This window comes from Rhodococcus sp. 21391, assembly GCF_016772255.1.
GTDB lineage: Bacteria > Actinomycetota > Actinomycetes > Mycobacteriales > Mycobacteriaceae > Rhodococcus_F > Rhodococcus_F opacus.
In genome coordinates, this window is record NZ_CP063781.1 from 3125197 (window position 1) to 3149423 (window position 24227).

At 67.1% G+C, this 24227-nt stretch carries 17 protein-coding genes and 3 pseudogenes; 11 read left to right on the forward strand and 9 right to left on the reverse strand.

Features of this window, described 5'->3' with window-relative positions:
• Positions 1-259 precede the first annotated feature (259 nt).
• The 3 genes and pseudogenes from GO592_RS14635 to GO592_RS14645 form a co-directional block, all read left to right on the forward strand.
• Positions 260-598 (forward strand): WhiB family transcriptional regulator, encoded by a 339-nt coding sequence (locus GO592_RS14635; protein ID WP_172650631.1) that lies wholly within the window; start codon positions 260-262, stop codon positions 596-598.
• Positions 599-611: 13 nt separating this feature from the next.
• On the forward strand, positions 612-905 hold the full coding sequence (locus GO592_RS14640; protein WP_172650630.1) for a DUF4193 domain-containing protein: 294 nt from the start codon (positions 612-614) through the stop codon (positions 903-905).
• A gap of 224 nt (positions 906-1129) precedes the next feature.
• A pseudogene (locus tag GO592_RS14645) lies at positions 1130-1551 on the forward strand (helix-turn-helix domain-containing protein); the annotation flags it as partial.
• 346 nt (positions 1552-1897) lie between these two features.
• On the opposite strand, the pseudogene GO592_RS46530 reads toward GO592_RS14645, so the two are convergent.
• Positions 1898-2867: pseudogene (locus tag GO592_RS46530) on the reverse strand (transposase).
• Between the two features lie 376 nt (positions 2868-3243).
• Between GO592_RS46530 and GO592_RS14660 the strand changes: the two are divergent.
• Positions 3244-5307, forward strand: coding sequence for an erythromycin esterase family protein (locus GO592_RS14660; protein WP_202715189.1), 2064 nt, complete (start codon positions 3244-3246; stop codon positions 5305-5307).
• A gap of 113 nt (positions 5308-5420) precedes the next feature.
• On the opposite strand, the gene GO592_RS14665 is transcribed toward GO592_RS14660, so the two are convergent.
• Positions 5421-7229, reverse strand: a complete 1809-nt coding sequence (locus tag GO592_RS14665) for an adenosylcobalamin-dependent ribonucleoside-diphosphate reductase (protein WP_202715190.1) — start codon at positions 7227-7229, stop codon at positions 5421-5423.
• 128 nt (positions 7230-7357) lie between these two features.
• Between GO592_RS14665 and polX the strand changes: the two genes are divergently transcribed.
• The 3 genes and pseudogenes from polX to GO592_RS14680 all read left to right on the forward strand — a co-directional run bounded on the left by polX (position 7358) and on the right by GO592_RS14680 (position 13462).
• Positions 7358-9091, forward strand: a complete 1734-nt coding sequence (polX, locus tag GO592_RS14670) for a DNA polymerase/3'-5' exonuclease PolX (RefSeq protein WP_237737226.1) — start codon at positions 7358-7360, stop codon at positions 9089-9091.
• A gap of 263 nt (positions 9092-9354) precedes the next feature.
• Positions 9355-10533 (forward strand): site-2 protease family protein, encoded by a 1179-nt coding sequence (locus GO592_RS14675; protein WP_172650627.1) that lies wholly within the window; start codon positions 9355-9357, stop codon positions 10531-10533.
• 314 nt (positions 10534-10847) lie between these two features.
• Positions 10848-13462 (forward strand): annotated as a pseudogene (locus GO592_RS14680) (cation-translocating P-type ATPase).
• A 92-nt stretch (positions 13463-13554) separates the two neighbouring features.
• On the opposite strand, the gene GO592_RS14685 reads toward GO592_RS14680, so the two are convergent.
• From GO592_RS14685 to GO592_RS14710, 6 genes are all read right to left on the reverse strand, one after another.
• Positions 13555-15054, reverse strand: a complete 1500-nt coding sequence (locus GO592_RS14685; protein WP_202715191.1) for a GNAT family N-acetyltransferase — start codon at positions 15052-15054, stop codon at positions 13555-13557.
• Between the two features lie 108 nt (positions 15055-15162).
• Positions 15163-15429 carry a cold-shock protein gene (locus GO592_RS14690; RefSeq protein ID WP_443218441.1) on the reverse strand — a complete coding sequence of 89 codons (267 nt, stop codon included), beginning with the start codon at positions 15427-15429 and terminating at the stop codon, positions 15163-15165.
• Between the two features lie 8 nt (positions 15430-15437).
• The gene (locus GO592_RS14695) at positions 15438-15875 is read right to left on the reverse strand and encodes an SPW repeat protein (RefSeq protein ID WP_007297864.1); all 438 of its coding nucleotides are present in this window, start codon (positions 15873-15875) and stop codon (positions 15438-15440) included.
• A gap of 59 nt (positions 15876-15934) precedes the next feature.
• A complete protein-coding gene (locus tag GO592_RS14700; protein WP_007297865.1) occupies positions 15935-16369 on the reverse strand; it encodes a CBS domain-containing protein in 435 nt (144 codons plus the stop codon).
• A gap of 77 nt (positions 16370-16446) precedes the next feature.
• Positions 16447-16614: a hypothetical protein gene (locus tag GO592_RS14705; RefSeq protein ID WP_039951475.1), complete on the reverse strand. Its 168-nt coding sequence runs from the start codon at positions 16612-16614 to the stop codon at positions 16447-16449.
• 84 nt (positions 16615-16698) lie between these two features.
• Entirely contained in the window at positions 16699-17157 is a 459-nt protein-coding gene (locus GO592_RS14710; RefSeq protein WP_039951477.1) for an Hsp20/alpha crystallin family protein, read from the reverse strand.
• Between the two features lie 197 nt (positions 17158-17354).
• On the opposite strand from GO592_RS14710, the gene GO592_RS14715 reads away from it, so the two are divergent.
• Positions 17355-17627 carry a hypothetical protein gene (locus GO592_RS14715; RefSeq protein WP_007297867.1) on the forward strand — a complete coding sequence of 91 codons (273 nt, stop codon included), beginning with the start codon at positions 17355-17357 and terminating at the stop codon, positions 17625-17627.
• 336 nt (positions 17628-17963) lie between these two features.
• Here the strand turns inward: GO592_RS14715 and GO592_RS14720 are convergent, their stop codons facing one another.
• Positions 17964-18848 carry an SPFH domain-containing protein gene (locus tag GO592_RS14720; protein WP_007297868.1) on the reverse strand — a complete coding sequence of 295 codons (885 nt, stop codon included), beginning with the start codon at positions 18846-18848 and terminating at the stop codon, positions 17964-17966.
• 443 nt (positions 18849-19291) lie between these two features.
• On the opposite strand from GO592_RS14720, the gene GO592_RS14725 reads away from it, so the two are divergent.
• The 3 genes from GO592_RS14725 (at position 19292) to GO592_RS14735 (ending at position 24076) form a co-directional block, all read left to right on the forward strand.
• On the forward strand, positions 19292-20638 hold the full coding sequence (locus GO592_RS14725; protein ID WP_007297869.1) for a phosphoribosyltransferase family protein: 1347 nt from the start codon (positions 19292-19294) through the stop codon (positions 20636-20638).
• Between the two features lie 237 nt (positions 20639-20875).
• Positions 20876-23677, forward strand: coding sequence for an AMP-binding protein (locus GO592_RS14730; RefSeq protein WP_007297871.1), 2802 nt, complete (start codon positions 20876-20878; stop codon positions 23675-23677).
• Positions 23678-23863: 186 nt separating this feature from the next.
• Positions 23864-24076, forward strand: coding sequence for a DUF3263 domain-containing protein (locus GO592_RS14735; protein ID WP_007297872.1), 213 nt, complete (start codon positions 23864-23866; stop codon positions 24074-24076).
• The last annotated feature ends 151 nt before the right edge of the window (positions 24077-24227 follow it).

Here is a 24227-nt window from a genome sequence, read left to right on the forward strand (position 1 = left end):
TGCTGACTCTCGGGCATCAGGAGTGAAACCGCGATGTGTCGAGGGGTCATGTCGCACAACACTTTCAGACTGCACGACAGTACGCGCCCGGTCCGACCCGGTTGCTTCCAAGGAGGTCCATCCCACCCACGCCGCCACATCGGCCTGCCCTGCACACACCCTCGGCAACAAGCCCAGGCCCGCCGGCCACACCCACGCGCCGCGCCGCCCTTGCCGACGGATCGGCTCACTGCTCCACTCCGAAAGCGACCATTCCGCTGTGCCTCATCATTTCCACCACCCCCGCGACCGGGACTGGCAACACCGCGCCTCCTGCCGCGGCTCCGACACCGAAATGTTCTTCTCCCCCGACGGTGAACGCGGCAACGTCCGCGCCCAGCGTGAGCACGCCGCCAAACAGGTCTGTCACAACTGCCCCGTGCTCGCCGACTGCCGCGCCCATGCCCTCACCGCCACCGAGGCTTATGGCATCTGGGGTGGGTTGTCCGAGAACGAACGCGCCCGCCTCACCCGACGCACCCGCCTCCCGGCCCGACCCCGTGAGTGTGGCAAGCCGCCGGACCCTTTAACCTGGCGGATCCGAACACCCAGAGCGTGAAGGTAGAACAGTCATGGCCACCGACTACGACGCACCACGAGTCACCGAATCCGACGAGTCGACGGACACGTCCCTCGAACAGCTGACCGCCAGCCGGAAGGACACCCAGTCCCCCGCGGTGGACGTCGAGGACACCGACACCGCAGAGTCCTTCGAACTGCCCGGCGCCGACCTGTCCGGCGAAGAACTCACCGTCCGCGTCATCCCCAGGCAGATGGACGAATTCACCTGCACCACTTGCTTCCTGGTCCACCACCGCAGCCGCCTCGCCGACAGCGAGCAGCGGATCTGCCGAGACTGCACCTGAGAACCGAGATACTTCGCGTGTCTCGGACACTTTCTGAGTGCTCAAAGCTGGGTGCACGCGCACCTCGCATCCCGAAATTCTGAGCTTGATGGCGCTCGCTGAAAATTCTCAGTTCTGCTTACCGAAAGTGCTCACCCGTGTGTCTTCGCCGATGAGGGCGGGTCTCCTTCGATGCTGGTGGTCTCTGACCACGCACCAGCGCCCGCGAAGGAGACCCGCATCTCATGTTGACAGGGGCGGAAGACGTGGAAGTACACGCACTGCACAAGCAGGGTTGGACGATCTCGGCGATCGCCCGACACACCGGACGCAACCGTCGCACCATCCGCAACTACATCAACGGCGTCACCACGCCCGGTGTCCGCAAACCCGCACGTGAGGGCCCGTTCGGGCCGTTCGTCGAGTACGTCACCTGCCGGCTGGCCGAGGATCCGCACCTGTGGGCTCGCACCCTGTGCGACGAGCTCGAAGAGCTCGGGTACCGGTTGTCGTATCCCACGCTGACCCGGCAGATCCGCGACCGCAAACTCCGCCCGGTATGCGAGGCCTGCGCGACGGCCACCGATCGGCGAACGCGATCATCGACCATCCGCCGGGCCTGCAGGCGATTTTGCACCGCAATCTGACGCCGCGCCCACCGGTCAGCGATCTGTTCGGCGCCGCCGGGCGCCGGTGGCTGTTCCGTCAGGAGTTGCCCGAGGACGAGCATCACGCAATCGGAGCGCTGTTACGGCAGCTGGACTTTCTCGGCAGCGAACTCGCCACCGCAGACCGCGAGTTGGCGATCGAGGCGCTCGCCGATCCGGTGGTGCGCCACTTGATGACCATCCCCGGAGTCGATGCGGTGGTCGGGTTGTCGAGCGCAAGCTTGCCCTCACCGCCGGCGCTCCGCGCGCACGCCCGCCGGGGTCCCGGCTACGACTACAACGACAAACAGTTGCGCCGGCACGAGCGAGAAGTGATCGAGGTTGCCGAACGCGCCCACGAAGCACTTATCGCAGGATGGCAGCCGCGGCGGCCGAATCACAACGCGCCCGCAGCCTTCCGGGGTCGATCCAACGGATCATAGGGTGGCTGACTCCGAGGTCAAGGCACACCGCTGCGCGGTGGCCTGCGGCCAGCCCTGACCACGGACCTGGGGCCGCCCACACAGCTGCTCTGAACCGACCGCGCAATGGATGTAATGAACGGTCCTGCTGAACGAGTGGAGACTTGACGATTACATCCGTCGAACAGATGACCCGGCGGATCTCGGGGTCGTAGTCGAGGAACGGCCGCGTTCTCGCTCCACGCGTTGTCCCACAGTCGGACGATCGCCGGATATCTCGGTCCCCATTTGCTGGCGAACTCGGTGAACTGTTCCTTGGCCGCTGGTTCGTTGACTGCGGTGGGGGCACCTCCCTGCACGCAGTGCTCGGGGGAGAGATCGGCCGCAGGTCGCGTGACATCTCGTCCCAGTACTGACGGGACGCATACCGGAAGGCGTTGCGCAGCAGATGAATCAGGCAGGTCTGAACCACCGTCAGTGGCCACTCGGTCGTGATCGCTTCGGGCAGCCCCTTGAGCCCGTCGCAGACGGCGATGCACACGTCGGCGACGCCGCGGCCCAAGGATTTCCGTCAGGACGGCAATCCAGAACTTGGCACCGGATACGCCGGGCCCAGGGGCGGACGGACCATTCGGTCAGCTCCGATCTCGACCGGGCCGATCTCCTTGAGCACCGTTTTCGCTCGTCGCCCGTTTCCCTGCATTTCTCCCCTTGACATGGTGTTTCTCGTATCCGAGGTGTTCATCCATTTCGGCGTCGAGCGCGGGTTCCAGAACGTTCGCTGTGAGCTGGTTGAGAAGCCCGTTCGGGCCAACCAACTCGACGCCCCCGGCTCTTGCCTGCGCGAGCAGTTGCTGAGCCAACTGCTGATGGTCCATCTTCAGCTGATCCATGGGATCGAGTGTTTCGGTCATCGCCTTTCCCTTCTCGCCAAGCTAGCTCGGCGTGTCGGCCCGATCGAGTTCAACCGATTTCCTGACAGTCCCCCGTCTGGTCGACTCCCACCGCGACTACGCGAGGGCTCCGCGCGCCAGGGGCGAAAACGACCGGCGAAGCCGCCATGATTCGAGGAGTGCAGCACTTGTGGCTGGTGAACAAGTCTTCCGGAGTTGGGATGATCGGCGGGCCCCACGACGCCGGTGACTAGTGTAGTTCGCCGGGCGCCCGGCTCGGTGATCCCGTGCTACCGCTGGTGCCCTTCGGCCCTGTCGCCGCCGAAGCCGTGAAAGCCACGATCGAAGAGTCACCCATGTTCAAGACTCAGACGAAGTATTGAGGAGTGAGGACCCGATGAGCAGTTCCACGGAAACTCCTGAAGGTAGGCCCGAACACGTGTTCCAGGACCGCCGCGAAGCAGGGCGGGTACTGGGTGAGCTCCTCGAGGCGTACCGGTCGAACCCTCGCGTCGTCGTGCTCGGCCTCGCCCGCGGAGGGGTCCCCGTCGCCTGGGAGGTCGCGGCCGCGCTCGATGCGCCGCTCGACACCTTCGTCGTCCGCAAGCTCGGGGTGCCCGGCCACGACGAGTTCGCCATGGGTGCGCTCGCGAGCGGTGGGGCGATCGCGAGCGGTGGGGCGGTCGTTCTCAACGACGATCTGCTGCGCGATCTCGCCATCACCCCGCAGCAGCTGCGCGAGGTCGTGGACCGGGAGGGTCGTGAGCTGGTGCGGCGAGAAGCGGCATATCGCGGCAATCGGCCACCGCTCGATGTCACGGGCAAGATCGTGATACTCGTCGACGACGGTCTGGCCACCGGGGCCAGCATGTTTGCCGCAATCGAATCGCTGCGGCAGCAAGAGCCGGCTCAGATCGTCGTCGCGGTGCCCGCCGCGCCGGAATCGACGTGCCGCACATTGGGAGCGATGGTCGACGACGTCGTATGCGCAACCATGCCCTTCCCCTTCCGGGCGGTCGGTGTCTCGTTCTGGAACTTCAGTCAGGTGACGGACGAGGAAGTACGCAGACTCCTGGCCACCTCGACTCGCCGACAAGGAACCCGAGATGCCCGGATACTCGAATTCACATCCGCAGCAGGCATCGTTCGGCTCGCATGCAGGGATGCACCGAATGGTGTCCCCTCTCGCGCCGACCTGCTCGACCTCGTCGGTGATGCACGTGTAGTCCTGATCGGGGAGAGTTCCCACGGCACTCGGGAGTTCTACGCCGCCCGTGCCGAGATGACCCGAATCCTGATCGAAGACAAGGGATTCACCGCCGTCGCCGCAGAAGCCGACTGGCCCGATGCCTACCGGGTCAACCGGTACGTGCGCGGACAGGGCCCGGACACATCGGCGGAGGAATCACTACGCGGATTCGAACGGTTCCCCGCCTGGATGTGGCGCAACACCGAGGTCCGCGATTTCGTGGCCTGGCTACGCGAACACAACGACGGCTGTGCGCCGGGTCGGGACCGTGAGGCGGGGTTTTACGGACTCGACCTCTACAGCCTGCACCGGTCCATGCATGAGGTCGTCGAGTACCTCGATCGTGTCGATCCGGAGGCGGCACGCCGCGCTCGGGCGCGGTATTCCTGCTTCGACCACGTCTCCGGGGAGGACGGTCAGGCCTACGGTTACGCCGCGGCATTCGGTGCCGGCGAATCCTGCGAGACCGAGGTGGTCGAGCAGTTGATGGACCTTCAACGCCACGCGGTCGACTATCTACGTGGCGACGGTGCGACAGCGGAGGACGACCAGTTCTACGCCGAACGCAACGCCTGGAGCGTGCACGATGCCGAGGAGTACTACCGCACCATGTTCCGGGGCCGGGTCGCGTCGTGGAACCTCCGTGACCGTCACATGGCCGACACCCTCGACGCGCTGATCGCGCACCTCGACCGAGGATCGAAGGGCCCCGCCCGCGTCGTGGTGTGGGCCCACAACTCGCACGTCGGCGATGCCCGTGCCACCGAGGTCGGCACCCAGGGCGAGCTCACGGTCGGACAGCTGGTCCGCGAACGCTACCGCGACGCCTGCCGCCTGATCGGCTTCAGCACCTACTCGGGGACTGTCACCGCCGCCGGCGAGTGGGGTGGGCTCGCCGCACGCAAGGTGGTCCGCGCCGCCTTGCCCAGCAGCGTCGAGGAACTGTTCCACGAGGTCGGCAAGTCGTCATTCCTCATCCGGACTCAGGACGGGTCGGTCGCCGACACCCTGCGGGCCGCACGCCTGGAACGGGCGATCGGCGTGATCTACCTGCCCGAGACCGAGAGACAGAGTCACTACTTCCACACCAGGCTGTCCGACCAGTTCGATGCGGTGATCCACATCGACACCACCCACGCTCTCGAACCCCTCGAGTACACGAGTCTGTGGGTCGAGGGCGAGCGGCCCGAGACCTACCCCTTCGCCCTCTGACCACGCCTCGGAGGTGCGCGAGTGGCAGATCCGCCGCTCGGCCTCAATCCGGTGGGATCGTCCGTCTCATAGTGTCCGGTTTCTGGAGGCACTGTGTTTCTGGAGGGCACTGTTCAGAACTCGCAGGCACAGCCGGCGCAACCTCCGGTGGAGCCGATGTCCGTCCGCGAGAGCCCTGGTTCGTGCGTGGCGAATGACAGGGCCTGGTCCTCTTTGCTGCCGTAGCGGTAGACGGTGATGCCCTTCAGCGAATACCGCCATGCGGTCAAGTAGAGGTCGCGGATGTCAGTGGCCGTGGCAGACTCGGGCAGGTTCACCGTTTTCGACACGGCGGCGTCCACGTGGCGCTGAACCGCCGCCTGCACCCGCAAGTGCCATTCAGGTGCGATCTCGAGCGCCGTGGGGAAGGCGGCCCGCAGGTCCTCCGGAACGTGGCGATTGCCGCGCACGCCTCCCCTGTGTGCGATGTCGGCAATCAGTTCATCGCTGTAGCAGCCGCGTTCACGGGCGAGGCGCTCGAAACCCCGGTTGATCTCCAGAACGCGACGACCGAGAACTCTGCGCTCGTAGGCGAGGGCGAACAACGGCTCGATTCCGGAGGACGTTCCGGCGATCAGTGAAAGGGTGCCGGTCGGAGCGACCGAGGTGACCTGCGCGTTGCGTAGGTGGCGGGTACTGGCAAACCTGCTGTCGGCGGCCCGCGGATACCGTCCGCGCGTGACGGCAAGGGCCGCCGACTCAGCATGCGCGATGTGCTGGATGTGTTGCGCGATCCGCCCCGCGAGGCGTACACCCGGTTCGCTGTCGTAGGGAATGCCGAGGTCGGCGAGCAGATCCGCGAGGCCCATCACGCCGAGCCCGATCTTGCGGGTTGCCTGCGCTGCGTCGGCGAGTTCGGGGAACGGATAGCGGCTGACGTCGATGACATCGTCGAGGAACCGCACCGCCAACCGCACGACTTCAGCCAACCGGTCCCAGTCGACCTCACCGTCCCGGGTAAGCAGGGCGAGATTCACCGAACCGAGGTTGCACGATTCATACGGCAGCAATGGGACCTCCCCGCACGGGTTGGTCGCTTCGATGCGCTCTCGCAGCGGATTGGCACGGTTGACCGTGTCGAGGAACAGCAAGCCGGGATCGCCGCTGCGGTGGGCCGCTGTGCAGATCGTGTCGAAGAGGTCGGCGGCCGGCACCTCCGCGACAGTTCGCTCCGTGCGCGGATTGACCAACCGGTGCGTCCGGTTGTGCGTGACTGCTCGCAGGAAGGCGTCGGTGACGGCGACCGAGAGATTGAAGTGACGCAGATCGCCGGTGGTCGCCTCCTTGGCGGCGGCGAAGTCGAAGACATCGGGATGGGAGACGTCCAGTACCGCGATGGATGCGCCCCGTCTACGGCCACCCTGCTGAATGACGTCCGCCGCGGTGTCGAACAGGCGGAGGAACGACAACGGGCCGCTGGCTGTGCCGCCGGTGCTCGCGACAAGGTCGCCCGCGGGACGTAAATGGCCGAAGGTGTAGCCCGTACCGGCGCCAGCCTGATGCAAGAGGGCGGTCTGTCCGAGCGTTCGGAAAATCGAGGGCAGCGAATCCTCGAGGGGGAGCACGAAACAACCCGAGAGAACGCCGAGCCTGGTGCCGGCGTTCATCAGTGTGGGTGAATTCGGCAGGAATTCGAGGCTACGCAGCAGAGAGGAGAACTGCGGCGCCCACTGCGTGGAGGACCCGGGTTGGAAATCATCTTCGACGCCCGCAACGAAGGTCGCGACTCGATCGAACATCTCTTCGGGTGACTCCACGGTCCTGCCGTGCTCGTCGCGGCGAAGGTACCGCTCGCTCAGCACTGCTGCTGCGGCCGGGCTGAACTGCCGCTGTCCGAGATCGGTCACCCGGTCGCGGCGGCCCCCGGGACGGGGCTCGCTCATTGCCTCAGTCTCGCGCGGACGCGTGTGCGATACAGGGGCCGTACGGCGTCCGGATCGAGGCCATAAGTCACTTGAAGCCAGCATCCACCTGGCCGATGGTGGGCATGGAGGGCAAGGGAGGTGCGCAGATGCCGCGATCCAACGACGCAGTCGCGGGAATGCTGCAGGAGTACTCCGAGCTACTCGCGATCTCCGGCAGAGCACCGTTCAAGGTTCGGGCCTACGAGAAGGCCGCGCGCACAGTCGCTGGGCATCCGGCCGAGATCGCGGGGATGGATGCGAAGGCGCTCGAGAAGATTCCGAACGTGGGCAGTCACATCGCCCGCAAGGTCCGCGAATTTCTCGACACCGGCTCGGTCACGGAATTGGTGGACCTGCGATCCCGGGTGCCGGAAGGGCTGCGCACACTGCTCACAGTTCCTGGGCTGGGTCCGAAGCGGGCGCATCAAGTCTACGAAGAACTTGGCATCACCTCTATCGAGGGGCTGCTGCAGGCCCTGCACGGCCACGTTTTGCGTGAGCTTCGCGGCTGGGGTGCCAAGAGTGAGGAGAACCTCGCCGAATCTCTGCGCGCCGCACATTCGGCGGGCGGCCGGGTACAGCTGGCGTTCGCGCTGGGACTCGCAACGCAGCTGCTGGACAGCATTTCGCGGATACCGCAGGTGCGCCGCGCCGCGTACGCCGGATCGCTGCGGCGGATGCGAGACACCGTCGGGGATATCGATCTACTGGTAGCCGCGCAGGACTCGGAGCCGATCATGACAGCTGTCGTCGGACTGCCGCTGGTCGCCCGGGTGCTCGTTCACGGCCCGACCAGAACATCGGTGATCACCACGACCGGGATGCAGGTCGACGTCCGCGTCGTCGATCCCTCGGTATGGGGTGCCGCACTGATGTACTTCACCGGTTCCAAGGCGCACAACATCCAGGTCCGTGAGCTGGCCGGACGGCGTGGGATGAAGCTGTCCGAGTACGGGTTGTTCGACATCGAAACCGGAAGGCTCGTCGCGGCCGAGACCGAAGAAGTGGTCTATGCCGAGCTGGGGATGCCGTGGATTCCGCCGACTCTACGGGAAGGCGCCGGCGAGGTGGAGGCCGCCTGCAACCAAAGACTGCCGGAAGTGTTGGAGCTGAAAGACATTCGTGGCGACCTGCACACCCACACCGATCTGACCGATGGGGTGGCCACGCTCGAGGATATGGTGGCGGCGGCAAAGGCCCGCGGGTACGAATACTACGCAATCACCGACCACGCACCGCTGCTCTACATGCAGCGCATGACCACCGCGAAGGCCTTGGCGCAGCGGCAACGGATCCGGGAACTGGAACGCCGCACGGGGATCCAGCTGCTGCACGGCACCGAACTGAACATTCAGCCCGACGGGTCCCTCGACTGGGACGACGAGTTTCTGTCCACATTCGACATTGTCGTGGCCTCGGTGCATTCCCAGTTCCGCCAGTCGCGCGACGAGATGACCGCCCGAGTACTGCGCGCCATCGAACATCCGTGCGTCAATGTGATCGGCCATCCCACCGCCCGCCTCATCGGGACCCGGGCACCCATCGATATCGACCTGGACGCGATATTCTGCGCGGCAGCCCGCACCGGCACGGCGTTGGAGATCAATGCGTCACCCGACCGCCTCGATCTCAGCGGCGATCTGGTTCGGCGAGCGCGCCACTTCCGCGTGCGATTCGCGGTCTCCACCGACGCCCATGCGGTCCCGCACCTGGACAACATGCGGTTCGGCGTGGCGACAGCACAACGAGGCTGGGCCTCCCCCACCGAAATCATCAATGCCTACCCACTCGATGAGCTGAACCCGTTTCTTGCGAAACAACGTCACCACGCACCACCGTGAGATGTGCGGCCCAGATTCCGCGACGTCTTCTGTCGGGAATCAGCTAGACGGGCCGATGTCCCTTCTGCACCACACGACACGCTGAAGTCACGTTCGGGCGACCTACGGCTGACCGAACTCGGTGCGGAGACCGAATCGACCGCGCGCCGGTTGCAGTCCCGGCGAACGTGACCAATGGCCCTGCCGTGCCGATCCGGTCCGGGGTGGAATGGAACGGTTCGGGTCGCGTCCGGCGACCACGGCTTCCAGCAGGAGGTCCCCCGATGTTGCGCGGAGCGATTCCCGTCGGCCGGATAGCCGGCATCCGGATCTCGGTGCACTGGTCGCTCATCGCGACACTGGCGCTGCTGGCTTCGCTGCTGTCGCTGTCGATATTGCCCATGCAGCTCGCCGGGCGGCCCACGTCGCATTACTGGATCATCGGCACGGTGACCGCGGCACTGTTCATCCTGACTCTCGTCGCACACGAATTCGCTCACTCCGTGGTCGCACGCCGCCACGGCGTCTCCGTCGACCGGGTGACCCTGTGGTTGCTCGGCGGGATGTCCGAGTTGCGCGACGAACCACCCGATCCGCAGGCAGATCTCCACATCGCCCTCGCCGGACCGATCACCAGCCTGCTCATCGGTGTGGCGTCCCTCGTCGTGGCCTTTTCGGTCGAACAGTTCACCGGTCCGCTCGTGACCGCTGGCCTCATCTGGCTCGGGACGGCGAACCTGATCCTCGCGATATTCAATCTGCTGCCCGGCGCACCCTTGGACGGCGGCCGGGTGCTCCGTGCCGTCCTGTGGCGTCGCAGCGGCGACCGACTGGCTGCCACCACGTCCGCGGCCCGGAGCGGACGGACCCTCGGACTGGCGCTGATCCTGCTCGGCGGAGCACAGGCAATACTGCTCGGAAGCGTGGGCGGGCTGTGGTTGATGCTGCTCGGGTGGTTTCTCCGCACGGCGGCGAATGTGGAACTGATGACCGCATCGGCACGGCACCGACTCGGGGACCTTCACGTAGCCGACGCGATGACACCCACTCCCCTCGCCGCGGCCGCGGGCGACACCGTCGAAGGATTCCTCGCCACCGCGGCATCGTCGTCCCACCACCGGCTCTTCCCGGTCGTCGACCCGAACATGCACCCCATCGGAGTGATCACCCTGAGTGACCTGGCCCGGACAGCCCCGGCGGCGCGAAGCCGGACAACCATCGGATCACTCGCCCGGCCCCTGCCCGACGCCGACATCGTGACGAGTGATGCCCTGCTGGCGGACGTGGCCACGGCGGTACTGCTCCGACCGGGTCTGGATCTGATCGCAGTCGTCGACGGTGGGCAGCGCCTGACGGGTATCGTCACGGCCACCGACCTCGTGCGGGTGTGCGACCGGACCGCGCTCGGACTTCCCCTCCGCCACCACCCGACGACCCCCGGCAGCGGCGGCGGACTCGACTGAACGTGGCGGGCAGCAGATCATCACCTCGCCCCGGAACAGACCAACGGACGGTTCACCACCGACACATGACGGCACTACGCTCCGCCGGTCCGCGTCCCCGCCCTCACTCCTCGAGCAGCCCGCCAAGGTGAGGACCTTCTCCCCTACGGCGCCATCACGGCAGCGGCGACGACGGTGGGGACTCTATGATCCGCGTAATCCGGGTCCTGCTGCCATGGGGGCGATCGGCAAGCAGTTTGCCTGGGCAGGCGCCTGACCCTTCGCACCACGGAGCAGTTTCGGGAGACCACGACCAACCGAGCCGAGGAGGCGGCGTGGACGGCGACCGCACAGCACAGACGGCCACCCGCAGTGGCCTGAGTAGTTCCGAAGCGGCCGCGCGCCTGCGCCGGGACGGCCCGAATCAGCTCCCCGCACCGAGCCGAGTGCCCTGGTGGCGAAGGCTGTTCGCCCAGTTGACACATTTCTTCGCGCTGTTGTTGTGGTTCGCGGCCGTTCTCGCCCTCGTAGCGGGAATGCCCGAACTCGGCATCGCCATCGTCGTGGTGATCGTCGTCAACGGACTGTTCGCCTTCGCTCAGCAGGAGCGGGCCGAAAAAGCCGCCGACAGCTCGGGGAACTGCTCCCGACCTCGATCGTCGTGCGACGCGACGGTGAACTGAGCCCCGTGCACACCCGCGATCTCGTGGTCGGTGACGTGGTCGCGCTCGGTGGCGGGGACCGGGTCCCGGCGGATCTCACCCTGGTCGTGTCCGAGCGGTGCTCGTTCGACGAGTCGACACTCACGGGTGAGAGCGAGCCGGTGTTCCGGGCGACGGGCACCCCAGTCCTCGCGGGCACGTTCGTGGTCGAGGGCGAGGCCGAGGGCGTCGTGAAGGCGACCGGGGCCCGTACCCGTCTCGCCGGGATCGCCGCGCTGACCACCTCGGTCCGTCGTCCGCCCGGCCAACTCGACAAGGAGATCCAGCGAATCGTACGCACGCTCGCGTTCGTCTCCGTCGGTGTCGGTGCCGTCTTCTTCGCGGTGTCGTTGCTCGTGGGCATCTCCTGGACGAATGCCTTCCTCTTCGCCGTGGGCATCACGGTCGCGCTGGTGCCGGAGGGCCTGCTCCCGACCGTGACGCTGTCCCTCGCGATGGGGGCCCAGCGCATGGCACGCAGTGACGCACTCGTCCGGAACCTCGAGGCCGTCGAGACACTCGGCGCCACCACCTTCATCTGCACCGACAAGGCAGGACTCTCACCCAGAACCAGATGAACGTCGTCGAAGTGTGGACTGCGGACGGGTCCGTGTCGGTCCACGGCGAGGGATACGAACCGACAGGTTCGGTGGCGGGCGCGCCGTCGGCCATCGCTCGAGCCGCGGAAGCCGTGAGGGCCGGAGTCGCGGCCTCGAAAGGACCGGTCGTCCACAAGGACGGCGAGTGGCACCCGGTCGGTGATCCGATGGAGGCGGCGATCGCGGCCTTCGCGGCGCGTCTCTTATCGCCGGATTCACCGGTGCCGGCAGAGGAGGTGGTCAGACGTTTCGGTTTCGACCCGCGACGACGGCGTGAATCGGTGATCGTGCGCGGGCAGCTGTTCCTCAAAGGAGCGCCCGACGCTGTGCTTCCCCGCTGCGCCGCCGGAAGGGCGTTGCTCGTCCAGGCCCACTCCGCGGTCGAGGACATGGCCTCCCGAGGCCTACGGGTGCTTGCGGTGGCCCGCCGTGAACTCGACGACCCCGGCCCCGACGCCTCGCCCGACCTCATCGAGCGCGATCTGGAGTTGCTGGGGTTGCTCGGTTTGGAAGATCCGCCGCGCACGACCGTGCCCCGGGCACTTGCGGCGGCGCGCAGCGCCGGCATCCGAGTCGCGATGCTGACCGGCGATCATCCGTCGACGGCGCACGCCATCGCCCGCTTGATCGGCCTGCTCGGCCCCGACGACATGGTTGTCCAGGGCGCGGACCTGCCCGCGGACGATCAGATCCTCGGCGCCCTCCTCGATCGCGACGGGATAGTCGTCAGCCGGGTGTCTCCGGAACAGAAACTTCGCGTCGCCAAGGCTCTGCAGGCCCGTGGACACATCGTGGCGATGACCGGGGACGGAGTCAACGACGGTCCGGCATTACGTCAGGCCGACATCGGGGTGGCGATGGGCCGGGGCGGAACCGACGTCGCCCGCGAAGCCGCGGATCTCGTGCTACTCGACGATGATTTCGCCACCATCATGACCGCAGTCGGACAGGGACGTGCCACATACGCCAACATCCGCCGGTTCCTCACCTACCATCTGACCGACAACGTGGCGGAGTTGACGCCATTCGCCTTGTGGGGGTTGTCCGGTGGCCTGTTCCCGGCTGGCATTGAGCGTGCTGCAGATCCTGTGCATCGACATCGGAACCGACCTCCTACCCGCCCTTGCATTAGGCGGCGAGGCGCCCAGTAAGGGGGTCCTCGAACGGCCACCGGAACGCCGGCATCTGGTGGACACGTCGTTGTTCACCAGGGTCTTCGGTGTTCTCGGTCCCACCGAGGCATTGGTGGAAATGACGGCGTTTCTCGTTGCCCTCATGGTGGCAGGGTGGCGGCCGGGCGGCGAGTTCCCCACCGGCCCTGCATTACTGGCCGCATCGGGGGCCGCGTTCACGGCAGTGGTGCTGGGACAGATCGGGACCGCGTTCGCGTGCCGGAGCACCAGCCGACCGCCGTGGGCGATGGGGTGGACGACCAATCGACTGCTGCTGTGGGCGGTCCTCGCCGAGCTCGGCGCACTGGTGTTCTTCCTGCTCGTCACTCCCGTCGCGGACCTTCTGGGGCACACGGTGCCGCCCACAGAAGGGTTCGTCGTCGCGGTCCTGGCCATTCCGGCAGTGCTCCTCGCCGACTACACCCACAAGCGAGTGCGGCAGCGTCGTAAGGCCGTCGGTGCTCGGCCGGTGGCCTAGCCGGTCACGTCGGTGAGAGAGCCGCGCCTACCCGACGGCCTCTTCGCCCTTGGAATTGACCTCCGTCGCCCACTGCGATTCGGGTTCCGCGTTCAGAGGCTTCCTTTCCGGATGACTCGTCCTGGATTTCCGTCCTGCGGCATTTCGGGGATCTGCGGGTGCAACTCCCGGTGTGAGATCAGTTCGAGGTCGAAATGCACCGTTGCTCCGTCGTGGTGCAGTGCGTCGGTCCAGCCCTGTTCGGTGATGATCGCGAGCATGAGGGTGTTCTCCGCGAGGATTTCCGCGGTCAGGTGTGCCACACCGTGAAGGTAGGCGGCCGTTCCCAATTCCCGCACGAGCTGTGTGCCGATGCCGTGCCGCTGTTCGTGGCCGGTGACCGCGAGTGCGATCTCGGCGCCGATGTGTCCGGGGGTGGTGTCGGTGACGACGTAGTTGGCGACGCCGACAAGGTGATCGTCTTCGAACGCGCCGAGGGACAGGTGCGCGTAGTCCTGCCGGCAGATCTGGGAAGCGAACTCGCCGAGGTGTTTCGGCCGCGGCGCGAAGAAGCGCAGATAGGCGTCCTCGTCGGACAGCTGCTCGTGCAGCTGCACCACCGCGTCACAATCGTCTGGGCCGAGCGCGCGGGTGGTGACACCGGGGATCGCGGTGTCCGTCGCCGACGCGGGCACCACCCTGGCTTGCGCGGTCGGCCGGCGCGCCCGGCCGGGTTCATCCGGTGGCGGCCGGGGTGGGCAGACCATCGTCGGGCACCGGCTGTGGTGGAACAGGTACGGGCTCACCGATTCACCGGCCCCAGCCGCAGCTGTGGGTCGTCGCCCGTGGGTTCCGATGACCACCAGCTGCGCGCCCGCTGCGCGTTCGCTCAGCGCCTCCCGCGGCGGGCCGGGCACCACGGACGCGGTGACGGCGACGCCCGGGAACGCCGCCCGTGCCGCGGACAGGATGCCCTCGAGGGTGTCCAGACCTGTGGCCTGCTCGGGTGCCGGCGCGGCGGGCTGGGAGTGTACGGCGATCAGTGGGGCGCCGAACAGGTCCGCGTATTCGAACGCCATCAGGGCGGCTTCGGCGCTGTCGGTGTCGGTGTCGACTCCGAGGACCACGGGCCGCTGGTCGGGAAGCTGTCCCGGTTGCCCCCGCCAGATGATGATCGGGCACGAGGTGTGTTCGGTGACGGTGCCGGCCCGCGAGGTCGCCGCCAGCACGTCGGTGCTTCCGGCGTCCGGGTGCCCGAGTACCACCATCCGCGCGCCCTGGCCTGCGGTGGCCAGTGCTCGCATGGTGGACGGGTCGATGCATTTGCTGCTGGCTTCCTCGATCAGCGCACCGCTGACGTCGAGATCGGGGAACCGGCGGTGGACGACCGCGATCGCATCGTCGACGACTGCGGTCGCGCTCGTATACGGTGCCCCGGCGGCCGGGCGGTGAGTGATGTCCGCCCACCTGTGGTCGGCGCCCTGAACGATGTGGACGATCCGCAGCGGGCAGTGCAGGCGTTCGGCCAGGGCGGCGGACCACAGTGCGGCGTCGCGCCCGATGGGTGGTTGGTCCACGGTGACCACGATCGGGGCCTGTTCGTGTGCAAGCATGAGTTTCCTCGATGAGATTCGAGGCCGGCTGCGACGTCCCCCGTCATCGTCCCCGCCGCCACGCATGTGCGCGATGGGCGGTGCCGTGCTCGACTCCCACCTCGTTCGTCAAGCAGTGTGGCGGGACTGCGCCTGCGCCCCGAGGGGGTGCACGTTACGGGCTTGGGGCGGTTGGTCGGTGCGGTCGATCTCGTAGACCACCACCTCACCGTCGTGGAGGGTGCCGAAGCCGTCTCCGGCGATCTCCGAGAAGTGCACGAAGACGTCGGCGCCGCCGTCATCGGGGGTGATGAGACCGAACCCCTGCTCACGGTTGAACCAGTGGACGACTCCGTGTTCGCGCGTTGGCTCCTCGTATTGGGAACGGCTGCGCAGGCCGCTGGTCATGATGATCGCCGAAGGAGGTCGGTTCCCACCGCGATGGCGGCCAGGCCCAGTACACACACCACCGCCCCGACGACAACGTTGGACCAGATCATCGCCGTGCTGGTGGTCACACCGGTGACGAGCCAGGGGGATACGACCAACCAGATCCCGAGCACCGGCGCGACGAAGGTCATGCCGTGGGTGCGGCCGTAGGCCGATCCGAACGCGGCCGCCAACAGCGCGACCGCGAGACCGGCGATCAGGTTCGACATGGTGAGCGATGTCTGGTCGGCGAAGCCGATGATCCAGGCGGACGCCGCACCGTACAGTCCGGACAGCAACATCAGCCCGTCGGCGACCTGGGCGGTGGGCTGTTCGGCCGCCTGGTCGTAGCGTTGGCGCAACGCGACGATGTCCGGATGGGTGTGGATCGGGATGTGTGTCGAGGACGACATTGTTCTCCACTCCTACTGGGCGGCGGGGAGGGCCCGCACGGGCCTCCCCGCCACGGGGTTCAGTGACTCGGGAGGGCTTTCGGGGCGCAGATGGCTTCGACGAATGCGCCGACAACGTGTTCGGGCAGGTGCCGGGCGATGTCGGCTTCGCTGATCATGCCGACCAGCCGGTGCTCGTCGAGGACGGGCAGGCGGCGGATCTGGTGTTCTTCCATCACAGTGACGACCTGTTCGACGCTCGCGCTGGAATCGACGTGGTAGGTACTGCCCTGTGCGAGATCACCCGCGGTCATCGTGGTCGGGTCCAGTCCGGCGGCAACGCATTTGAGGACGATGTCCCGGTCGGTGATGATGCCGTGGAGGCGGTCGTCGTCACCGCAGATCGGCAGCGCCCCGACATCCAACTCCCGCATGCGCTGTGCGGCTGTGGTGAGGGTGTCGTGTTCGCCGATGCAGGTTGCACCGGTGTGCATCACGTCACGTGCTGTGGTCATGGTGAATAGCCTCCGAAATGGTTGCAAAACAATGGGTGTGATGGTCCGGGGGTGGGTCATGGCCCGGGGTCGGGATGTCACCGGTTCCCGGACCCGACGACGGCACTGGCCAGCAGGTAGCAGCCCAGCACGACGGCGGCCAGCGCGGCGATCGCGAACGCGACGGTGCTCCAGGCGCCGATCGCGGCGAGCACGAACCACAAGGCCGCGATGATCGGGATCATCGGGATGATCGTCTTGGGCATGCTGTGCTCGATATGCGGGGTCACCCACCGGGACCGGGGCGATGGTGGTGGTGATCAGCCTGGTCCCGAGTTGCCGACCGCGCGTCAGTTGTGGCCGTTGCCGGCGGCGGCCGTCTTCGTGATTTCGATGTGCTTTTCCGGGGTCGGGGATTCGGTGACCGGCATCGTCACGGTCAGGATCCCGTCGGTGTAGGACGCGTCGATGTCGTCTTCCTTCGCCCCGGCCGGCAGCGGCATCGACCGGTAGAAGCTGCCGTAGTGGAATTCCGACCGGGTGCCTTCCTTGTGTTGTTCGGTGCGTTCGGCCTTGATCGTCAACTGCCCGTCCCGGACGCTGATGTCGACGTCCTTGGCGGGGTCGATCCCGGGCAGTTCGGCGCGCAACGTGTACCGGCCCTCGTCGAGGTGTTCCTCGACGCGGATCATGTGACCCTCGAGGGACGTCCAGGGGGGCATCGACTCGAATCGGGCCATCAGATCCGACCAATCCGGCAATGCCGGCCACGACGACTGGCTGGGACGGCGGGGGGACAAAATACTCATGGCTGACTCCAGAAACTGGGAGGTGGTTGTTTGACCTTTCCGAGTCCACTCCCCCTCGGGATCTGGCAGTAGGGCCAACGGTCCTTACCTCGAGAACTTCCCCAGGACGGCGACCATCCTGGCCCGGGGCATGCTCGACGAAAGGCCGGGGTTGTCGAGGTCTACCGATCCGCAGCGCGAGCGCGCAGGATCAACTCATGGGCTTGTTCGAAGTGTGCGCCAACATCGACCCCACACACACCGTCCTCATCGTCCGTGACTCCTCCGGGGAGGTGGTGCACCGCATCGAGAAGCCGCCGCGATGGGGTCTGCTGTCGGAAGGATCCATCGATTTCGCCGCATTGGAGTCGGCATTGCTCACGTTGGGATACCACCGGGCCCCGGACGCGGATTGGGTCACCGGCCATTGGTCAGCCCACACCCTCGCCGAAGCCGCACCGGGCAGCCGTTCTCCCGATAGCCCCCGCTGATCCGAGGTGCGCGAGGAACCACGGGTGACCGTCGACACCGGTCGCCGGAAGTTGGCGAGCGATCGCGACGGTACACGCCGCCTGCTTCCAGACTGCGATGGCCCACAAGTGAACTCCTCCACTCACCACGCACAGGACACCCTCAAACCGAACAGGACGGATACCCCGTTCATTCGCTTGTGCCGAGCAGGCGCCAAAACCCGAACCGCGGTCCACACAGGCGTTATCGCCGAAGGGATTGGCCACCTTGCGGCAGGAATGCCGGGTACTCCCCCTCTACGGCGAGGTGTCTGTCGGCATTCGCAGCGACCACACGCGATGTTCGCAATGTCTCTTCTAGTTGACGGTGGGTGCGGCTGTGGCCGAGTAGGGCGAAGTCGTCGACGGGTTGCCGTCCCCGGTGTCGATGTTCGACTGCCCCATGACCGGTTGGGTGAGGGGTGCGGCGGCGGCCGTTTCGCGGGACAGGAACGCCGCGACTTCGCCGATCGCACTCATCAGCGGGGCAGGGAACACCACCGTGGTGTTCTTCTCGACGCCCAACTCGAGGAGGGTCTGCAGGTTGCGCAACTGCAGGGCGAGGGGGTGGGCCATCATCGTGTCCGAGGCTTCGCCGAGCGCCGCGGCCGCCCGCGCTTCGCCTTCGGCGGCAATGATCTTCGCTCTCTTCTCCCGTTCGGCCTCGGCCTCGCGGGCCATCGCCCGTTTCATGGTGTCGGGCAACTGAATGTCCTTGAGCTCGACGAGAGTGACTTCGACGCCCCACTCGAGGGTGGTGGTATCGAGGATCTGCCGGATGCTCCCGTTGATGACCGCGGTGTCGGACAGGGCCTCGTCGAGAGAATGCTGCCCGACGACGTTCCGCAGCGTGGTCTGGGCGATCTGGTTGATGGCGCTGTCGACGTTCTCGATCACGACCACCGATTTCCTCGCGTCGATGACCCGGAAGTACGCGACCGCGGCGATGTCGACGCTGACGTTGTCCCGGGTGATGATGCCCTGGGACTGAATCGGCATGGTCACGATCCGCATCGACACCTTCGTGAGGTTGTCGACGACCGGGATGATCAGCCTCAAGCCGGGCTCGCGCACCCCGATGATCTTGCCGAGCCGGAAGTGCACCCCTTTCTCATACTGCTTCACCACACGTATCGAGGCCGACAGCAGCAGTGCCGCGACGACAACGACGACGATGGCGACAATGACGATGGTGGCTGTCACGACGACTCCAACCTCTCCTGGAACGATGCTGTCTTCCAGTGAACCCGTCAGTGGCCGGGGACATCAGGGTCCATCGTCACCAACAGCCGACGACCTTCGGCACGGCACTGCCTGGCCGCCATCACCCGCGGTGCGCAGAGGGCACCTCGCGCTCCGAACTTGATTCGATACCCGGCCACGCCTGGCGGTCCGGGCGCCCGGCACATTCAGCCCCGTCATGCGACCGGACCCTGCGATGCTGACTTCATGCTCCCGGAATCGGGACTTTGGGTTGCGTTCCGGACTTCACCGCCGGACGTGGATGCCCGTCGAGTCCTGCCTGTCGGTGAGGTGATGCGTTCTCGTGAAGGACCAAGGTCACACCGGTTGGTAACGGCTGGCCCTGTCGAGGGAGAGGGATCGGGCGCAGGGTGGTGAACAACCTGGGTAGGAGGTGGCTCCCGATGCCGTTTCTCGATCGCCGCGACGCAGGACGTCGGTTGGCCGGGCGACTCCAGGCCTTTCGCGACGAGAACACCGTGGTTCTCGGTTTGCCGCGAGGTGGTGTTCCCGTTGCCTACGAAGTGGCCCGCGCGCTGGACGCCCCTCTCGACGTGATCGTCGTACGCAAGCTCGGCGTTCCCTACCAGCCCGAGTTTGCCTTCGGCGCGATCGGCGAGGACGGGGTGCGCGTGCTCAACGACGACGTTGTTCGCATGGCGCACGTCACCGCCGAGGAGCTCACGATGGTGGAGCGAACCCAGCGGGCCGAGCTGCAACGCAGAAGCGCACGATTTAGGCGCGCGTGCCCACGGGTTCCGCTGACCGGGCGGACCGCGGTCATCATCGACGACGGGATGGCGACCGGCGCCACCGCCCGCGCGGGATGCCAGGTGGCCCGGGCACACGGCGCGGCGCGGGTGGTGCTGGCCGTTCCGGTGGGATCTCGCGAGGCGATCCACGACCTGGCCGGAGAAGCCGACGAGGTGATCTCGCTGGAGGCTCCGACGTGGTTCGACGCCGTCGGGCAGTGGTACGTCCATTTCGGGCAAACCTCCGACGACGAGGTCTGCGACCTGTTACGCCGCGCCGCCGAACGCGTCCCGGAACCGGTTCCGCCACCGGCAGCCGACCCCTTGCTGCGGGACGAGGAGGTAACGGTTCGGGCCGGGCAAGTGTCGCTGACCGGGCACCTCACCGTCCCCGAGAATCCGGTCGGCATCGTCGTGTTCGCACACGGCAGCGGTAGTAGCCGACACAGCCCGCGCAACCGCTACGTCGCCTCGGTGCTCAACCGGGCCGGGCTGGGTACCCTGCTGTTCGACCTGCTCACCGCGGAAGAGGAAACCCACCGGGCCAGGGTCTTCGACATCGAGCTGCTCGCGCAGCGGCTGGTCGCGGTGACCCGGTGGTTGGGCACCCAAGCGGAAGTGAACGATCTCCGGATCGGCTACTTCGGGGCGAGCACCGGCGCCGGCGCGGCACTCCGGGCCGCGACCGACCCACAGGTCGACGTCGCCGCCGTCGTCTCCCGCGGCGGCAGGCCCGACCTCGCCGGCGCCGAGCTGGCCGCCGTGCGCGCACCGACACTGCTCATCGTGGGCGGAAGTGACAACGTCGTGCTGGAACTCAACCGGCGGGCGCAGGCGGCCCTGACATGCGAGAGCGCGCTTGCGGTGGTGCCCGGCGCCACCCACCTGTTCGAGGAGCCGGGCACCCTCGAACAGGTCGCCGTCCTCGCCCGCGACTGGTTCGCCGAGCACCTGGCGCCGACTCGATCGGACGAGCAAACCGGGTCCGGGACCCGATGACTCTTCACATTGACTCCGGTACGGCCAACCGCCCGCTCGCGGACGTCGCGCTCGAGGGCTGGACATGCGCCACGTTCCGGCCACCGACATCGTGGCGCAACGGGACACTGCGTCGCCGCGGCAACTGTGTTCACTCGCGCCTCTGCCGGCCGAGGCAATCGCCCGCCTGCACAGTGACGGGCAGCGGGACAACCTCCTCCACCGCACGCGACGAGGTGGTCCCATGATGGATGACCGGTGACGACCTCCGGGCAGGACGAGGACCTGCTGCTCGCGGTTGTCCGGGATCTCGTGGCCGAACGGCGCACCGTCGATCGTGCGGCGCCCGCGACGCTCGACAGCGAGTTCGGCCATGACCTCGGGCTGGACAGCCTCGGTGTCACCGAATTGCTCGCCCGTACCGAAGATGCGTTCGGGGTGAGCCTGGACCGCGGCGTCCTCGCCACCGTAGAGACGCCCCGTGATCTTATGACCGCCGTGCGCCGCGCCCCGTCGCGGAGCCATCTGCCGTCGATACCCGTGCGGCACCCCGCGCCACCGCCGATCGCGCGGACTCCGGACGCGACCGCCACCCTCACCGAGGCGCTGTCGTGGCATGCCCGCACCCACCCCGATCGCGTACACCTGCGCATCCTTTCCGGCGGGACGGAAGACGAGGGAACACAGGACGAGGTCTGCTACGGCGAGCTGCAGTCCGCCGCCGCCACCGTGTCCGCCGCCCTACTCGCGCGCGACCTCCGGCCCGGCGACCGGGCAGCCATCATGCTGCCCACAGGCCGGGACTACTTCACCACCTTCCTCGGCGTGCTTCTCGCCGGCGGCGTCCCGGTACCGGTCTACCCGCCTGCCCGTCCGTCGCAACTCGCCGAGCACCTGCGCCGCCAGGTCCACATCCTCGGCAACGCGCAGGCCCGCATGCTGGTCACCGATCCGGAAGCCGCGCGCCTGGCCCGGCTGGTACGCAGCCAGGTGGAGTCAGTGCGCCACGTCCTCACCCCGAACGAACTGACCGGCTACGGGGAAGCGGCCGGCGCGGTCCGGGGCGCCGATGACATCGCTCTGCTGCAGTACACCTCGGGCAGCACCGGCGACCCCAAGGGGGTGACCCTGACCCACGCGAACCTCCTGTCCAACATCCGGGCGATGGGCACGGCGACCGGAGTCTCCACATCGGACGTCTTCGTCAGCTGGCTGCCGCTGTACCACGATATGGGCCTGATCGGTGCGTGGCTGTCCAGCCTGTACTTCGGTGTGCCGCTGGCGGTGATGTCGCCGCTGGAGTTCCTGGCCCGGCCCGCGCGGTGGCTATGGGCCATCGATGCCCACCTCGGCACGCTGTCCGCGGCCCCGAACTTCGCCTTCGAGCTGTGCATGCGCAAAATCACCGACACGGAGCTCGGCGGGCTCGACCTCAGCTCGTTGCGGATGGTGTTCAACGGCGCCGAACCGGTGAGCGCGGATACCGTGACCAGGTTCGCCGAGCGATTCGCCGCCTACGGCTTACGCCGCCAGGCCCAGGCCCCGGTCTACGGACTGGCGGAGGCGTGCGTCGGCCTCACTCTCCCCCCGGTGGGGCGCGGTCCGGTCGTGGACCGTGTCGACCGCGAGCGTTTCCTGCGCACCGGACGGGCGATACGGGCCGCCGATGCCGACCTGGATCCGCTCCGATTCGTCGGCTGCGGCCAGGCGATTCCCAATCATCAGATCCGCGTCGTCGACTCGGCGGGAAATGTGCTCGGCGACCGGCGCGAGGGCAGGATCGAGTTCCGCGGACCCTCGGCCACCACGGGATACTTCCGCAACCCGCGGGCCACCAAGGCGCTGCTGCGGCACGGATGGCTCGACACCGGCGATCTCGGCTATCTCGACGGTGGAGAACTCTACGTGACCGGCCGGATCAAAGACCTCATCATCCGGGCAGGCCGGAACCTGCACCCGGAAGAGCTCGAGCGGGCGGTGGGCGATATCCCTGGTATCAGGAAGGGGTGCGTCGTCGTCTTCGCGACATCCGGGCACCCCGGCGGCACCGAACGCCTGGTGGTGCTCGCCGAAACGCGGCAGACCGCGGATGCCGCGCTCACCGGACTGCGAGAACGCATCATCGGGATCAGCATCGACCTGCTCGGCACACCACCGGACGACATCGTGCTCGCACCACCCGGTACCGTGCCGAAGACCTCCAGCGGCAAACTCCGGCGCGCCGCCACCCGTCACCACTACGAGCAGGGAGACGTGCGGGCTCGTCCCCGCCCGGTGTGGTGGCAGCTGGCCAGATTCGGGGCACGGGGTGTGCTCCCTCGCCTACGGCGCGCCGGTGCGATCACCTTGACCGGGGCGTACGCCCTGTGGTGCTGGTCGGTGGTCGTCGCGGTGGGCCTGCCGACCCTGATCGCCGTGGCTCTCGTTCCCGGCCTCGGCGCCCGCAGGGTTGTCGTGCACGCGGCCGCCCGCAGCCTCGCCCGGCTCACCGGCACCCCGGTGACCGCGAACGGAGTCGACCGGCTCGCGCAGGTGACGTCTTGTGTCGTGGTCGCCAACCACGCCAGCTTCCTCGACGGCTTTGCGATGTCCACTATCCTTCCCCACCACTTCACCTTCGTGGCAGGTGAAGTCTTCGAGCACAAACCGCTGGTCGGCTTCCTGCTGAGGCGGATCGGCACTCGATTCGTCGAGCGGACCGAGCGCGAACAGAGCGTGGCCGACACCGGTCACCTCGAGGAAGCGGCCGCTGGTGGCGAACCTCTGGTGGTATTCCCCGAAGGCAGCCTCTCTCCGGTGCCGGGCCTGCGCCCCTTCCACATGGGGGCCTTCGTGATCGCCGCTCGAGCCGGTCTTCCCGTCGTGCCGGTCGCGATCTCGGGCACCCGCGCGATGATGTGGCCCGACCGAGGCACGATCATCCACCGTGGAGCCATCCACCTCGCTGTCGCCGAGCCGATCCTCCCTGTCGGGAACGATTGGACCGCCGCCACAGTGCTCGAACGAAAGGCACACGCCGCGATAGCCGCACACTGTGGGGAACCCGACATCGGCCGGTGACCCACCACCACGACGGCAAGCCCTCCGACCTTCTCGGGCGAGGACTTCGGACTCTAGAGCGAGCCCCGATGATCGCCATACGTTGACTGCAAGCACGGCCCGGCCCCGGTGTGCGCAACTGAGCACAACTTGCGCCAGCACCTCCTCATGTCGGCGCACCGGACTGAACGGTGAAAGGCGACGATCATGCACAGTACCGAAGCGGTGCAGATGGTCGACTTCGAACGGCGACGGTACCGCCACGGCGGTGGACCCGCCGACGACATCCGAACCGAGTTCGGGCTGCCCGCGACCACGTTCTTCCGGCGCCTCGAGGATCTTCTCGAAACCGACCCACCCGACACCATCACCCAGTCCGAGGCTTCGGAGATGCTGCGAGTATGCCGACGCCGACTCTAGCTCGACGAGTGATCCCTGTACGGCCCAGGCACAACCTCTGGCATCGCCGTCTCCGCGTCGGTCTTCTCGGCAGGTGCTGCGTCTCGGCGACGAGGGTCGACAGCGAGCCCAGGAAGATCTTGCGGCGACGCCGCCGGAACGGACCCGATAC